Source organism: Pantoea sp. 18069, from assembly GCF_902706035.1.
In the GTDB taxonomy this organism is placed as follows: domain Bacteria; phylum Pseudomonadota; class Gammaproteobacteria; order Burkholderiales; family Burkholderiaceae_C; genus Comamonas.
This window is the reverse complement of sequence record NZ_CACSJA010000001.1, coordinates 214,678-229,427: the sequence shown is the minus strand read 5'-3', so window position 1 is coordinate 229,427 and position 14,750 is coordinate 214,678. Positions and strand designations below refer to the sequence as shown.

13 protein-coding genes and 1 tRNA gene are annotated in these 14,750 nt (G+C 64.4%); 11 read left to right on the top strand and 3 right to left on the bottom strand.

What is annotated here, in order from left to right; all coding sequences use genetic code 11:
• Window positions 1-29 precede the first annotated feature (29 nt).
• A complete protein-coding gene (locus GVL12_RS01095) occupies window positions 30-1,184 on the bottom strand; it encodes a Do family serine endopeptidase (protein WP_159910786.1) in 1,155 nt (384 codons plus the stop codon).
• Window positions 1,185-1,469: 285 nt separating this feature from the next.
• Here GVL12_RS01095 and GVL12_RS01090 point away from each other — a divergent pair, with 285 nt between their 5' ends.
• The 3 genes from GVL12_RS01090 to pdxA are packed head-to-tail and all read left to right on the top strand — an operon-like array spanning window position 1,470 to window position 4,704.
• Window positions 1,470-2,804: an MFS transporter gene (locus GVL12_RS01090; RefSeq protein WP_159910785.1), complete on the top strand. Its 1,335-nt coding sequence runs from the start codon at window positions 1,470-1,472 to the stop codon at window positions 2,802-2,804.
• A 44-nt stretch (window positions 2,805-2,848) separates the two neighbouring features.
• Entirely contained in the window at window positions 2,849-3,604 is a 756-nt protein-coding gene (locus tag GVL12_RS01085; RefSeq protein WP_159910784.1) for a Nif3-like dinuclear metal center hexameric protein, read from the top strand.
• Between the two features lie 32 nt (window positions 3,605-3,636).
• A complete protein-coding gene (pdxA, locus tag GVL12_RS01080) occupies window positions 3,637-4,704 on the top strand; it encodes a 4-hydroxythreonine-4-phosphate dehydrogenase PdxA (RefSeq protein WP_235033781.1) in 1,068 nt (355 codons plus the stop codon).
• A gap of 172 nt (window positions 4,705-4,876) precedes the next feature.
• On the opposite strand, the gene mscL is transcribed toward pdxA, so the two are convergent.
• Window positions 4,877-5,314: a large conductance mechanosensitive channel protein MscL gene (gene mscL / locus GVL12_RS01075; protein WP_159910783.1), complete on the bottom strand. Its 438-nt coding sequence runs from the start codon at window positions 5,312-5,314 to the stop codon at window positions 4,877-4,879.
• 149 nt (window positions 5,315-5,463) lie between these two features.
• On the opposite strand from mscL, the gene petA reads away from it, so the two are divergent.
• The 6 genes from petA to GVL12_RS01045 all read left to right on the top strand — a co-directional run bounded on the left by petA (window position 5,464) and on the right by GVL12_RS01045 (window position 9,940).
• Complete coding sequence (petA, locus tag GVL12_RS01070) at window positions 5,464-6,060, top strand: ubiquinol-cytochrome c reductase iron-sulfur subunit (RefSeq protein WP_159910782.1); 597 nt, start codon at window positions 5,464-5,466, stop codon at window positions 6,058-6,060.
• 11 nt (window positions 6,061-6,071) lie between these two features.
• Window positions 6,072-7,487 carry a cytochrome bc complex cytochrome b subunit gene (locus GVL12_RS01065; protein WP_159910781.1) on the top strand — a complete coding sequence of 472 codons (1,416 nt, stop codon included), beginning with the start codon at window positions 6,072-6,074 and terminating at the stop codon, window positions 7,485-7,487.
• A gap of 14 nt (window positions 7,488-7,501) precedes the next feature.
• Window positions 7,502-8,257, top strand: coding sequence for a cytochrome c1 (locus tag GVL12_RS01060; RefSeq protein WP_159910780.1), 756 nt, complete (start codon window positions 7,502-7,504; stop codon window positions 8,255-8,257).
• Window positions 8,258-8,364: 107 nt separating this feature from the next.
• On the top strand, window positions 8,365-8,976 hold the full coding sequence (locus GVL12_RS01055) for a glutathione S-transferase N-terminal domain-containing protein (RefSeq protein WP_159910779.1): 612 nt from the start codon (window positions 8,365-8,367) through the stop codon (window positions 8,974-8,976).
• Window positions 8,977-9,005: 29 nt separating this feature from the next.
• On the top strand, window positions 9,006-9,500 hold the full coding sequence (locus tag GVL12_RS01050) for a ClpXP protease specificity-enhancing factor (protein WP_159910778.1): 495 nt from the start codon (window positions 9,006-9,008) through the stop codon (window positions 9,498-9,500).
• 364 nt (window positions 9,501-9,864) lie between these two features.
• Window positions 9,865-9,940 (top strand) — tRNA-Thr (locus GVL12_RS01045).
• Window positions 9,941-9,990: 50 nt separating this feature from the next.
• Here GVL12_RS01045 and GVL12_RS01040 read toward each other — a convergent pair.
• The gene (locus GVL12_RS01040; protein WP_159910777.1) at window positions 9,991-10,290 is read right to left on the bottom strand and encodes a hypothetical protein; all 300 of its coding nucleotides are present in this window, start codon (window positions 10,288-10,290) and stop codon (window positions 9,991-9,993) included.
• A 283-nt stretch (window positions 10,291-10,573) separates the two neighbouring features.
• Here GVL12_RS01040 and secA point away from each other — a divergent pair, with 283 nt between their 5' ends.
• Both secA and argJ read left to right on the top strand, forming a co-directional pair.
• Complete coding sequence (gene secA, locus GVL12_RS01035) at window positions 10,574-13,321, top strand: preprotein translocase subunit SecA (RefSeq protein ID WP_159910776.1); 2,748 nt, start codon at window positions 10,574-10,576, stop codon at window positions 13,319-13,321.
• A gap of 111 nt (window positions 13,322-13,432) precedes the next feature.
• Window positions 13,433-14,662, top strand: coding sequence for a bifunctional glutamate N-acetyltransferase/amino-acid acetyltransferase ArgJ (gene argJ, locus GVL12_RS01030; protein ID WP_159910775.1), 1,230 nt, complete (start codon window positions 13,433-13,435; stop codon window positions 14,660-14,662).
• Window positions 14,663-14,750 lie beyond the last annotated feature (88 nt).

Sequence of the window (14,750 nt, the reverse complement as noted above, 5' to 3'; positions counted from 1 at the left end):
GACAAGCTCACCACGAACGGTTGTACAAGCTATCGGCGTTGTTGGTTGTCGCGTTGCGCCTGGTTGGGGCGCGCGGTCGGAGTGACCTTGATCGTGACCTCGCCATCGCCGCGGCGCAGCTGGAAGTCGGCGGCGGTGCCCGGCGTCAGGCCGGCCACCGTGGTCAGCAGCTCGGACACGGTGCGCACCGGCTTGTCCTGGACCTGCAGGATCACATCGCCGGGGCGCATGCCGGCCTGGGCCGCGGGGCCCGCCTGCAGTACGCCGGTAACGATCACGCCCGCGCCGGCCTTGACGCCGAAAGTCTCGGCCAGTTCGGGCGAGAGTTCATTCGGTTCGACGCCGATCCAGCCGCGTGTCACATGCCCGTCCTTGACGATGCTGTCGAGCACCATCTTGGCCGTGGACACCGGAATCGCAAAGCCTATGCCCATGCTGCCGCCCGAGCGCGAGTAGATCGCGGTGTTGATGCCCAGCAGGTTGCCGTAGACATCGACCAGCGCGCCGCCCGAGTTGCCGGGGTTGATTGCCGCGTCGGTCTGGATGAAGTTCTCGAAGGTGTTGATGCCCAGCTGGCTGCGGCCCAGCGCGCTGACGATGCCGCTGGTCACGGTCTGGCCCACGCCGAACGGGTTGCCGATGGCCAGCACCTGGTCGCCGACGGCAAGCTGGTCGGAGTTGCCCAGCACGATCACCGGCAGCTTGTCGAGCGCGATCTTGAGGATGGCCAGGTCGGTTTCCGGATCGGTGCCGATCACGCTGGCCTTGGCCTGGCGGCTGTCGGTCAGCGTGACTTCGATGTCGTCCGCGCCTTCGACCACATGGTTGTTGGTGAGGATGTAGCCATCGGGGCTGATGATCACGCCGCTGCCCAGGCCGGTCTGCTCCTGGGTGCCCTGGTCGCCGAAGAAGAATTGGAACCAGGGGTCGTTGCTGCGCGGGTGGCGCACGGCCTTGCTGGTGTTGATGCTCACGACGGCGGGCGCGGCCTTGCGCGCGGCCGCGCTGAAGCTGCCGGGTGCGGGCGTGCCCGCCGGAGTGGCGGGGGCCTCGAGCAAGGCCACGCCAGCGCTGGAACGGGTCATTCCGCCGCGCAGCCAGTCAGGCTGCAGGGTGGCGACGACGAAGTAGGCGGCGACCAGCACGGTCACGGCCTGGGAAAACAAAAGCCAAGAGCGCTTCATGAAATCCATCAACAAGGGTCAAACAAGACGCCATTGTGCGGCATGGCCTGGCGCGCGCAAGTGCCATCGTTGGCGCAGCAGTAGTGGGGTTGCCGATACAGGATAGGTGGAAACCCTAGAATTCCCTCGACTGCGCCAGGCTGCGTTCGCTACCGCCCCGTTCCATCTGTACGGGCTGCTAGACACTTTTCCTCACCCAGGCATTGGAAGAACCGGTTGCCGACCACCTATCCGGTGGCGTCGGCAGCTGCGCTGTCTTGTTGTTGACTTCTTTCTGCGAACACCATGACCACGCTTGATTACTCCACCGGCAAGGCGATACCCGCCGATGCGCCGGCCCGTCCCCTGACGAAGAAGGATTACCGGACCCTGGGGCTCTCGGCCCTGGGTGGCACGCTCGAGTTCTACGACTTCGTCGTGTACATCTTCTTCGCCAATGTGCTCGGTCACCTGTTCTTTCCCGCGCAAATGCCCGAATGGCTGCGCCAGTTGCAGACGCTGGGCATCTTTGCCGCCGGCTACCTCGCGCGGCCCCTGGGCGGCATCATCATTGCCCACTACGGCGACATCCTGGGCCGCAAGAAGATGTTCACGCTGTCGATCTTCCTGATGTCGGTGCCTACGCTGGTGATCGGCCTGCTGCCCACTTATGAGGCTATAGGCATCGCCGCGCCGCTGCTGTTGCTGGCGATGCGCGTGCTGCAGGGCGCGGCGATCGGCGGTGAAATGCCCGGCGCCTGGGTGTTCGTGGCCGAGCATGTGCCGCAAAGGCACTATGGCCTGGCCGTGGGCACGTTGACGGCCGGCATCACCGGCGGCATCTTGCTGGGCTCGCTGATTGCCGTGGGCATCAACAGCTGGTTCAGCACCAGCGAAATCAATGCCTATGCCTGGCGCATTCCGTTCATTCTGGGCGGCGTGTTCGGCCTGGTGTCGGTCTACCTGCGGCGCTTTCTCGAGGAAACGCCGATCTTCAAGGAGCTCGCGGCGCGCAAGAGCGTTGCGCGCGAGCTGCCGCTCAAGACCATCCTGCGCGAGCACCGTCCGGCCATCGTGCTGGTGGCGCTGATGACCTGGGTGCTGTCCACGGCCATCGTGGTCGTGATCCTGTTCACGCCGGCCTATATGCAGAAGGTGTTCGATGTGCCCGCGGCGCTGTCGCTGCAGGCCAACGTTGCCGCGACGCTGATGCTGAGCATAGGCTGCCTGGTTGCAGGCTGGGCCACGGACCGCGTCGGCACCAAGGCGGTGATGATCTTCGGCTGGGGCGGGATGACGCTGACGTCCTACCTGTTCTACCTGGGCCTGCCGGGCTCGCCGACGTCCATCGTCGTGACCTATGCGCTGGTGGGCTTTTTCGTCGGCTCGATCTCGCTGCTGCCCATCGTGAGCGTGCGGGCTTTCCCGCCCGCCGTGCGCTTCTCGGGTCTGTCGTTCTCCTACAACATGGCCTATGCGGTGTTCGGCGGACTCACGCCGGTGCTGATCAGCCTCGGACAGCAGTATGACCGCCTGTTCCCGGCCCACTATGTGGGCGCGATGGGCATTCTGGGCGTGGCACTCGCGTTCTGGCCTCTGGCATCCAAGGGCTGGCAGGTCCGCGACGGCGCAAAATCCTGAACTCCGTCATGCGGGTTGGCGGGCGTGAATGCGACAATCGCGCCATGACCCTCTCGCGACAAGACCTGCTGGGCAGTCTCGACGACCTGCTGCAGCCCCAACGCTTCAAGGACTACGGGCCCAACGGTCTGCAGGTTGAAGGCAAGCCCCGCATCTCCCGGCTGGTCAGTGGCGTCACTGCCAGCCGCGCGCTGATCGAGGCCGCCATCGACTTGCGCGCCGACGCCATCTTTGTGCACCACGGCCTGTTCTGGCGCGGACACGACGGAAGGGTCACGGGCTGGATGAAGGAGCGTCTGCGCCTGCTGCTGGCCCACGACATCAACCTGCTCGCCTACCACCTGCCGCTCGACGCACACCCCGAACTCGGCAACAACGCCCAGCTGGGCCTGCGCCTGGGCTGGGAAGGGCAGGGGCGTTTTGGCGAGCAGGAGCTTGGCTGGCTCGGGAGCGCACCCCACGCCGAGGCCCGCGCGGAAGATCTCGCTGCCCATGTGGAGAACGTGCTGGGCCGCACGGCGACCTGCCTGCCGGGCGACGGCCGGCCGATTCGCCAGCTCGCCTGGTGCACGGGTGGCGCGCAGGGCTTTTTCGAGTCCGCGATTGCCGCGGGCGCAGACCTGTTCCTCACGGGCGAGATCTCCGAGCCCCAGGCCCATCTGTCGCGCGAAACCGGCGTGGCCTTCATCGCCGCGGGCCACCATGCGACCGAGCGCTATGGCGCACCCGCGGTCGCCGCCCATATCGCGGCAGCCCACGGGCTAGACCACGTATTCGTAGAAATCGACAACCCCGCCTGATTTTTCGCGGGGCGGTATTTTTGGAGTCGTTCGTGCTTTCCTTGCCTGATCACATTGCGGCCGCACCGACCGGTCGCAGCATCGCCATCACCCAGGGCGACTGCGCGGGCATAGGCCCCGAAACCATTGCCAAGGCGTTTCGCGATGCGCCCGATGTCCTGCGCGGCTGCTTCATCGTGGGAGAAATCGCAACGCTGCGGCGCGCGGCCGACGTTGTGTTGCTGGCGGGCGACACTTCCATGCCTGTCGCTGCTATCGAAAACCCGGACGAAGCCTGGTCCGTGCCGCCGCGCTGCCTGCCCGTGTTGCCGCTGGCCGGCTTGCCCGGACCGGCCCCCTGGGGGCAAATTTCGCGCGCGGCCGGAGAAGCGGCCGCGCGCTGCGTGCAATGGGCGGCCCAGGCGGCGCTGGAAGGCCGGATCGCCGCGCTGGTGACGGCGCCGCTGCACAAGGAAGCGCTGGCGCTCGCGGGCGTGGACTTTCCCGGCCATACCGAGCTGCTGCAGGCTGCGGCCGCGCAGCACGCGGGCGTGGCGCTGGCCGACATGCCGGTGCGCATGATGCTGGCCAATGACGAGCTGCGCACGGTGCTGGTGAGCATCCATGTGTCGCTGCGCGAAGCGCTGGCCGCCGTGACCCGGCCGCAGATCCTCGAGACGCTGCGCATCACCCATGCAGCGCTGGGCCGCACGCTCGGGCGTGCGCCGCGCATCGCCGTGGCCGGGCTCAACCCGCATGCGGGCGAGGGCGGGCGTTTCGGCCGCGAGGAAATCGACACCATCGTGCCGGCCATCGAGGCAGCGCGCGCGCTCGGCATGGACGTGCACGGCCCGTTTGCGCCCGACACGGTGTTCATGCGCGCACGCAACGCGCCCGGCCACCCCGGCGAGTTCGACGTGGTGCTCGCCATGTACCACGACCAGGGCCTGATTCCGGTCAAGTACCTGGGGGTCGAGAAAGGCGTCAACGTGACGCTGGGCCTGCCGCTGGTGCGCACCAGCCCCGACCATGGCACGGCGTTCGATATCGCCGGCCGGGGCATTGCCGACGCATCCAGCCTGATTGCCGCGGTGCAGATGGCGCGTCAACTTGCGGGCTGACGCGGGGTCCGCTGCAGGGGGCTTTTCAGTCCTTGTACCGCGCACAGCCTGAAAAACTGGCGTGCTCCAGCAAAGGGGCAGCGAGGAAGGGCCGCCCCGCACCGAGGCTGCCGTCCCTTAGCCGGGCGCCCCCCTCCACCGAAGGTTGAGAGGGGGAAGACGCGTCAGCGGCTCAGGGGGTGTTACGAGTCAAACTATCGCGAATTTCGCGCAGCAGCACGATGTCCTCGGGTGTGGCCGGAGCGACCACCGGTGCGGGCGGGGCGCTGCGCTTGAGGCGGTTGACCTGCTTGATCATCAGGAAAATGATGAACGCCAGGATGATGAAGTTGACGGCCACGGTAATGAAGTTGCCGTAGGCCAGCACTGGCACGCCCGCCTTGCGCAGGCCGTCGAGCGTCTGCACCGTTCCTTCGGGCACCGCTCCCAGCACCAGGAACAGGTTGGAGAAGTCAAGCTTGCCGAACACCAGGCCGACGACCGGCATGATGAGGTCGGAGACGACCGAGTCGACGATCTTGCCGAAGGCGCCTCCAATAATCACACCGACTGCCAAGTCAATCACGTTTCCCTTGACCGCGAATTCGCGGAATTCTTGCATCATGCCCATACGCTCAACTCCTGTTGATCAATCAAGGATCTCAGTATTGCTTGACTTGCCTCAGTGTCAACAGAAAACAGCGCATGGAATAACCCCACTCACTCCGCTACAATTTGTAGTTGACCCCCAAATAATAGCGATCTACATCGAGGATCCCCATGAGTGATACTCCAATCGACTCCAGCAAGCGCACGTGGATCATCACGTCGGCCTGCGCTGGTGCGGTGGGCGGCGTGGCAACAGCCGTACCCTTTGTGAGCACCTTCCAGCCGTCCGAAAAGGCCAAGGCTGCAGGCGCGGCGGTGGAGGTGGATATTTCCGCCCTCAAGCCCGGTGAGAAGGTCACGGTGGAATGGCGCGGCAAGCCCGTCTGGATCATCAAGCGTTCGCCCGAGCAACTGGCCGAGTTGCCGGCCCTCGATGGACAGCTCGCCGATCCCCAGTCGCAGCGCAAGCCTTCCGAGCTGACGCCCGAGTACGCGCGCAACGAGTACCGCTCGATCAAGCCCGAGATCATGGTTGCCGTCGGCATCTGCACCCATCTGGGCTGCTCGCCGGTCGACAAGCTGCAGGCGGGTCCGCAGCCCTCCCTGCCCGACGATTGGAAAGGCGGCTTCCTGTGCCCCTGCCATGGTTCTACCTTCGACCTGGCCGGCCGTGTCTTCAAGAACAAGCCCGCGCCGGACAACCTGGAAGTGCCGCCCCACAAGTACCTGTCGGAGACCAAGCTCCTGATCGGTGAAGACAAGGCCTGAGGGAAAACGACATGGCTCACGAATTCAAGGACATCTCTCCGAACGCCACCGCGGGCGCGAAGGTCACGAACTGGTTTGAGAACCGGTTCCCCACGGCTTTCGACGCCTACCGCGTTCACATGTCGGAGTACTACGCTCCGAAGAATTTCAACTTCTGGTACATCTTCGGCTCGCTGGCGCTGCTGGTGCTGGTGATCCAGATCGTGACCGGGATCTTCCTGGTGATGCACTACAAGCCCGATGCCGCCAAGGCGTTCGAGTCGGTCGAGTACATCATGCGCGACGTCCCCTGGGGCTGGCTGATCCGCTACATCCACTCGACCGGGGCCTCGGCCTTCTTCGTCGTGGTCTATCTGCACATGTTCCGTGGCCTGCTCTACGGCTCGTACCGCAAGCCGCGCGAGCTGGTCTGGATCTTCGGCTGCGCCATTTTCCTGGCGCTGATGGCCGAAGCCTTCATGGGCTACCTGCTGCCCTGGGGCCAGATGTCGTACTGGGGCGCGCAGGTGATCGTCAACCTGTTTGCCGCGATTCCGTTCATCGGCCCTGACCTGGCGCTGCTGATCCGCGGCGACTATGTGGTTGGAGACGCGACGCTCAACCGCTTCTTCGCGTTCCACGTGATCGCCGTGCCGCTGGTGCTGCTGGGCCTGGTCGTGGCCCACCTGCTGGCGCTGCACGACGTCGGCTCGAACAACCCCGACGGCATCGAGATCAAGGGCCCGAACGCCCCCAAGGATGAAAAGGGCCGCCCGCTCGACGGCGTGCCTTTCCATCCCTACTACACGGTGCATGACATCCTGGGCGTGTGCGTGTTCCTGTTCCTGTTCTCGGCCGTGGTGTTCTTCGCGCCCGAGTTCGGTGGCTACTTCCTCGAGTACAACAACTTCATCCCGGCCGATCCGCTCAAGACGCCGTCGCACATCGCGCCGGTCTGGTATTTCACGCCGTTCTATTCGATGCTGCGTGCGATCACCACCGAGATGATGTACGTGCTGATCGCCTGCGTGGCGCTGGGTGCGGGCTTTGGCGTGTTCAAGTCGCGCCTGCCATCGGTGGTCAAGGGCGGCGTGGCCGTGGTCGCCGCGCTGGCCATCGTGCTGATGCTGTCGATCGACGCCAAGTTCTGGGGTGTGGTCGTGATGGGCGGTGCCGTGATCATCCTGTTCGCCCTGCCCTGGCTCGACCACAGCCCGGTCAAGTCGATCCGCTACCGTCCCGAATGGCACAAGTATGTCTACGCGGTGTTCGTCGTCAACTTCGTGGTGCTGGGCTACCTGGGCGTGAAGCCGCCATCGCCGGTGTTCGAGCGCATTTCCCAGCTCGGCACGCTGTTCTATTTCGGCTTCTTCCTGCTGATGCCCTGGTGGAGCCGCCTGGGCACACCCAAGCCCGTGCCTGACCGCGTGACGTTCAAGCAGCACTGAGTCGGAGAAAAATAATGAAGAAACTGATACTCACGCTGATCGCTGCCTTCGGGTTTGTCGCGGGCGCCCAGGCTGCCGAAGGCGGCATCGCCTGGGACAAGGCGCCGGTGGATACGACCGACCAGGCCTCGCTGCAAAACGGCGCCAAGCTGTTCGTCAACTACTGCCTGAGCTGCCATTCGGCGGCGTTCATGCGCTACAACCGCCTGCAGGACATCGGCCTGACCGAGCAGGAGATCAAGGACAACCTGCTGTTCACGACCGACAAGGTCGGCGAGACGATGAAGGCCACGATAGATCCCAGGCAGGCCAAGGACTGGTTTGGCGACAATCCCCCTGACCTGACGGTGATCGCGCGCTCGCGCGCCGGCTCCGGTGGCTCGGGTGCGGACTACCTCTACACCTTCCTGCGCACGTTCTACCGCGACGACACCAAGCCCACGGGCTGGAACAACCTGGCTTTCCCCAGCATCGGCATGCCGCATGCGCTGTGGCAGCTGCAGGGCGAGCGCCGCGCGGTGTTCGAGGAACATGACGTCCACGGCCAGAAAACCCAGGTTTTCAAAGGCTGGGAACAGCTCACCCCGGGGTCTATGACGCCTGTGCAGTACGATCGGGCCGTTGGCGACTTGGTGAATTACCTCCAATGGATGGGTGAGCCTGCACAAAACAGCCGTGTACGCATAGGCGTGGGCGTGCTGATCTTCCTTGGAATTTTCATCCTGATTGCCTGGCGCTTGAACGCTGCATTCTGGAAAGACGTCAAGTAACGGACGGTCCACGCCTGAGGGCACGCTTGCTGCGTGTCCGCAGACGGATCGGTACAGAGTGGGCGCTTCATGCGTCCCACTCTTTTTGATTTTTAGGAGCCTTCACCATGATGGTGCTTTACTCGGGAACAACCTGCCCCTTCTCTCACCGCTGCCGCTTTGTGCTGTTTGAAAAGGGAATGGACTTCGAGATCCGTGATGTGGACCTGTACAGCAAGCCCGAAGACATCAATGTGATGAACCCCTACGGCCAGGTGCCCATCCTGGTCGAGCGCGACCTGATTCTGTACGAATCGAACATCATCAATGAATACATTGACGAGCGCTTCCCCCATCCCCAGCTGATGCCCGGTGACCCGGTGGACCGCGCACGCGTGCGCCTGTTCCTGCTGAACTTCGAGAAGGAACTGTTCGTTCACGTCAACATCCTCGAAGCGCGCAACATCAAGGGCAACGAAAAGGCCATCGAGAAGGCGCGTGCGCACATCCGTGATCGCCTGACGCAGCTCGCTCCGGTGTTCCTCAAGAACAAGTACATGCTGGGCGAGAATTTCTCGATGCTCGACGTGGCCATTGCGCCCCTGCTGTGGCGCCTCGACTACTATGGCATCGAGCTGAGCAAGAACGCCGCGCCGCTGCTCAAGTACGCGGAGCGCATCTTCTCGCGCCCCGCCTACATCGAAGCGCTCACACCTTCCGAAAAGGTGATGCGCAAGTAAGCGCCTGCCTGCTGCCCGAGACTTAGCCCATGAATGCATTGGAATCCAGTTCTACCCGGCCCTACATGATCCGCGCGCTCCATGAGTGGTGCACGGACAATGGCCTGACGCCTTATCTCGCGGTGCGCGTGGACCACACGGTCCAGGTGCCGCAGGAGTTCGTCAAGGACGGGGAGATCGTGCTCAACACCAGCTACGACGCCACGGGCGGGCTGCAGCTGGGCAACGACTTCATCGCGTTCAAGGCCCGCTTCGGCGGCCAGCCGCGCGAGATCTCGGTGCCCGTGGGGCGTGTGATCGCGATCTATGCGCGCGAGACCGGCGAAGGCATGGCTTTTCCGCTGGCCCAGGAAGCGTCGGAGCGCAAACCCGTGGGCATCACGCCCCCGGCGCTGAGTTCCGTGCCGACCGAGACCGGTGGCGATGCGCCCATCATGCAGCTTGTGCAGGATGATGACGATGCCCCGGTGCCGCCGCGCACGCCGCCTTCGGGACCGCGGCCCGCGCTCAAGCGAGTCAAATAAGGCCCCCACGCTTGCTTGCTGCGTCCGGAGCTTGTCGAAGGGTTACCTGGGGGGCAAAGCCCCCCAACGCGTTTTTGCCTTGGGGCGGCCCGGCGGCAAAAACCGAGCCCCCACGCTTGCTCGCTGCGTCCGGAGCTTGTCGAAGGGTTACCTGGGGGGCAAAGCCCCCCAACGCGTTTTTGCCTTGGGGCGGCCCGGCGGCAAAAACCGTGCCCCCACGCTTGCTCGCTGCGTCCGGAGCTTGTCTAAGGGTTACCTGGGGGGCAAAGCCCCCAACGCGTTTTTGCCTTGGGACGGCCAGCGGCAAATAAAAATCCCTGGTTTGGATTTCTGCCCATTTTCTATACGCTAGAATTCGGGCTTCGCCGGTTTAGCTCAGTTGGTAGAGCACCCGCCTTGTAAGCGGTAGGTCGTCAGTTCGATTCCGACAACCGGCACCATCTTTTCGACGAAAACGCCCGTCCAGGCCCAGGCATCCGCTGCCCGGCACTCAGGACTTCACCCTGAGGCGTATTTCCGTCACATCCCACCCTTTGACACGCAGATGCGCCGCAAACGCCGGCAGCAATTGGCGCAGCTTGGCCGCGGCCGCATTGCTGTTGACCAGAAGGCACCAGCAACTGCCTTCGATGGGCCCGGCCTGTACCACCTTGCGCAAGGTGATGGGCATCAGCGGCTGTATCGCCTGCAGGCGTGCCGAGGAATCCTGCGTCATTGCCACCAGCTTGGCCAAGGTGGGCGAAGACTGGGCGGCCTGCTGCAGGGAAATAGGGTAATTGCGTCGGTTCATGGCCTGGGAAAGTGGCTGCCGCAGCGCGTCTGCGCGCCGGCTGCGTGGGGAGTGGATGGCAAAAGCCCGCTGGCTCCGGAGCGTTTGCGACTGCGCTTTGCGCAGTGATGTGGGCGGCATGCATGCCCCGCACGGGATGAGGCAGTTAGAATCATTGGATCAGTCTCCGCATTATGGGTTCTTGCTGTAGAAATTCCATGGGGCGGCCCCATCTGAAATCTATTCTTCTTAGGGACTCTGGTTTCCTTGAATGCCCTGGTGCAGGCAAGGTGAATCTGTTTGCATGGCCACCAACTTCCTCACCAAATTATTCGGCAGCCGCAATGACCGGCTTCTCAAGCAATACCGCAAGACGGTGGCTCGCATCAATGCGATGGAGCCCGAACTTGAAAAGCTCAGCGACGATGCACTGCGTGCCAAGACCCAGGAATTCAAGGAGCGGGTGAGTCAGGGGCAAAGCCTGGACAGTCTGCTGCCCGAAGCTTTCGCGGTCGTGCGTGAAGGCTCCAAGCGCGTCATGAAGATGCGCCACTTCGACGTCCAGCTGCTCGGCGGCATGGCCTTGCACGATGGCAAGGTCGCTGAAATGCGCACCGGCGAAGGCAAGACGCTCACCGCCACGCTGCCCGTGTACCTGAATGCGCTGGCGGGCGTGGGCGTGCACGTCGTGACCGTGAACGACTACCTGGCCAACCGCGATGCGCAGTGGATGGCGCGACTGTACAACTTCCTCGGCCTGACGGTGGGCATCAACCTGCCCAACATGCCACGCGAGGAAAAGCAGGCCGCCTACCAGTCCGACATCACCTACGGCACGAACAACGAATACGGCTTCGACTACCTGCGCGACAACATGGTCTACGAGTCGGGTGACCGCGTGCAGCGCCAGCTGAACTACGCCATCGTCGACGAGGTGGACTCCATCCTGATCGATGAGGCGCGCACGCCGCTGATCATCAGCGGCCAGGCCGACGACAACACCGCCATGTACCTGGCGATGAACACCATCGTGCCCATGCTCCAGCGCCAGATCGGCGAAGCCGACCCGCGCACCGGCGAAGGCGTCACCACGCCCGGCGATTTCACGCTCGACGAGAAGACGCAGCAGGTCTTCCTGACCGAGCAGGGCCACGAAACGGCCGAGCGCGTGCTGGCCAGCGCCAAGCTGATCGCCGAGGGCGCTTCGCTCTATGACCCGGCGAACATCACGCTGATGCACCACCTGTACGCTGCGCTGCGTGCCAATCACCTGTACCACCGCGACCAGCACTATGTGGTGCAAAACGGTGAGATCGTGATCGTCGACGAGTTCACGGGCCGCCTGATGTCGGGCCGCCGCTGGAGCGATGGCCTGCACCAGGCCGTCGAAGCCAAGGAAGGCGTGACCATCCAGGCCGAGAACCAGACGCTGGCCTCGATCACGTTCCAGAACTACTTCCGCCTCTACGGCAAGCTCGGCGGCATGACCGGCACGGCCGATACCGAAGCCTACGAATTCCAGGAAATCTACGGCCTTGAAACCGTGGTCATTCCGCCCAACCGCCAAAGCCGCCGCGAAGACCAGCTCGACCGGGTTTACAAGACCACGGCCGAGAAGTACGCGGCCGCGATCAAGGACATCCGCGAATGCTACGAGCGCGGCCAGCCCGTGCTGGTCGGCACCACATCGATCGAGAACTCGGAAATCATCGACGGGCTGCTCAACGAAGCCAAGCTGCCCCACCAGGTGCTCAACGCCAAGCAGCATGCGCGTGAGGCTGACATCGTGGCCCAGGCCGGTCGCACGGGCATGATCACCATCGCCACCAACATGGCGGGCCGCGGCACCGATATCGTGCTGGGCGGCAACCTGGAGAAGCTGCTCAGCGTGGTCGAAGCCGATACCTCGCTGGGCGAGGCCGAGCGCGCGCGCCGTCTCGAGGAAGTGCGCGCACAGTGGCAGATCGAGCATGAGAAGGTCGCGGCCCTGGGTGGCCTGCGCATCATCGCCACCGAACGCCATGAATCGCGCCGCATCGACAACCAGCTGCGCGGCCGCTCGGGCCGCCAGGGTGACCCCGGTTCCTCGCGCTTCTACCTGAGCCTGGACGACACGCTGCTGCGCATCTTTGCGGGCGACCGCGTCAAGGCCATCATGGAACGCCTGAAGATGCCCGATGGCGAAGCCATCGAAGCGGGCATCGTGACGCGCTCGATCGAGTCGGCGCAGCGCAAGGTCGAGGCCCGCAACTTCGACGTGCGCAAGCAGTTGCTCGAATACGACGACGTCGCCAACGACCAGCGCAAGGTCATCTACCAGCAGCGCAACGAGATTCTCGACGCGGTCGACCTGAACGAACTCATCGGCGTGATGCGCGAAGAGACCGTGACCGACATCGTGCGCCAGCATGTGCCCGCCGAATCGATGGAAGAGCAATGGGATCTGCCGGCGCTCGAAAAGCACCTGAACGACGAGTGGCGCCTGGAGCTGCCGCTGGTGCAGGAAGCCGGCACGGCCGAATCCATCACCGACGAGGAAATCCTCGAAAAGGTGCTGCAGGCCGCACAGGCCGCGTTCGATGCCAAGCTGGCGCTGATCGGCCGCGAGAACTTCACCCAGTTCCAGCGCGCCGTGCTGCTGCAGAGCTTCGACTCCAACTGGCGCGACCACCTCGCCGCGCTCGACTACCTGCGCCAGGGCATCCATTTGCGCGGCTACGCGCAAAAGCAGCCCAAGCAGGAATACAAGCGCGAAGCGTTCGAGCTGTTCCGCCAGCTGATCGACCAGGTCAAGAACGAAGTCACGCGCGTGCTGATGACGGTGCAGGTGCAGTCCAACGAACAGCTCGACGAAGCCACCGAAGTGCTGGGCCAGCGCGCCGAGCACATCGCCAACGTGACCTACACCTCGCCGACCGAAGACGGCAGCCAGACCACGGTGCGCGCCGATGAGGCGGCGGCCGCTGCACCGATGGTGCGCGTGGGCCGCAACGATCCCTGCCCTTGCGGCAGTGGGAAGAAGTTCAAGCAATGCCACGGCAAACTGGCTTGAGTCTGCGCCCCCGGCACTGAATGCACGCACGGGCTACGGCCCGTGTTTGCATTGGCGCTGGTCCGTTTTTCCGCATAATCCATCGACATTCCTTTCACGAAAGATATTCGCATGCCTGTGAATCTCTCCGCCCCTGTTGCCGCCGAGCTGCTTGCGATCGACGGTGTCCGTATCGGCGTCGCCGAAGCCGGCGTGCGCAAGGCCAATCGCAAGGACCTGACGGTCGTCCTGCTCGATGAAGGCGCGGCCGTGGCCGGCGTGTTCACGCAAAACCGCTTCTGCGCCGCGCCGGTGCAGGTCAGCCGCGAGCACCTGGCCCAGGGCGGCGCGGTGCGCGCCATGGTGATCAACACCGGCAATGCCAATGCCGGCACGGGTGCCCAGGGCCTGGCCGCTGCGCGCGCCACGAGCGCTGCGCTCGCGGAACTGCTGGGCGTGGCCGCGCACCAGGTGCTGCCGTTCTCCACGGGCGTGATCATGGAGCCGCTGCCCGTCGACCGCATCGTCGCCGGCCTGCCCGCGGCGCTCGCCGACGCCCAGCCCACGCACTGGGCGCGGGCCGCCGAAGGCATCATGACCACCGACACCCTGCCCAAGGCGTTCAGCCGCCAGGTGCAGATCGGTGATGCGACGGTTGCGATCACCGGCATCAGCAAGGGCGCGGGCATGATCCGCCCGAACATGGCGACCATGCTGGGCTTTCTCGCCACCGACGCCAATATCGCGCCCGAGCTGCTGCAGCCGCTGGTGACGGGCCTGGCCGAAGCCTCTTTCAACCGCGTGACCATCGACGGCGACACCTCGACCAATGATTCGTTCGTGCTGGTCGCGACCAACCGGGCAAAGCATGCGCAGATCACGTCTCTCTCCAGCGCCGAAGGCCAGGCCTTGCAGGCAGCCCTGCTGGACGTGTCGCAAAAACTGGCCCAGGCCATCGTGCGCGACGGCGAAGGCGCGACCAAGTTCATCACCGTGCGCGTCGAAGGTGGCAAGACGGGTGCCGAATGCCGCCAGGTGGCCTATGCGATCGCGCATTCGCCGCTGGTCAAGACCGCGTTCTATGCCAGCGACCCGAACCTGGGCCGCATTCTCGCGGCCGTGGGCTATGCAGGCATTGCCGATCTCGACCAGACCGGCATCGACCTGTACCTCGACGATGTGCATGTGGCCATCCAGGGTGGACGCAACCCCGACTACCGCGAGGAAGACGGCCAGCGCGTGATGCAGCAGCAGGAAATCACCGTGCGCGTGCTGCTGGGACGGGGCGATGCTGTCGATACGGTCTGGACCTGCGATTTCAGCCACGATTACGTGACCATCAACGCCGATTATCGTTCTTGACCCTCCCCCCCCCGAGCCGCTGACGCGGCTTCCCCCCGGGGGGACGGCAGCCTCGCTGCGGGGCGGCCCTTGCTCGCTGCCCCTCGCC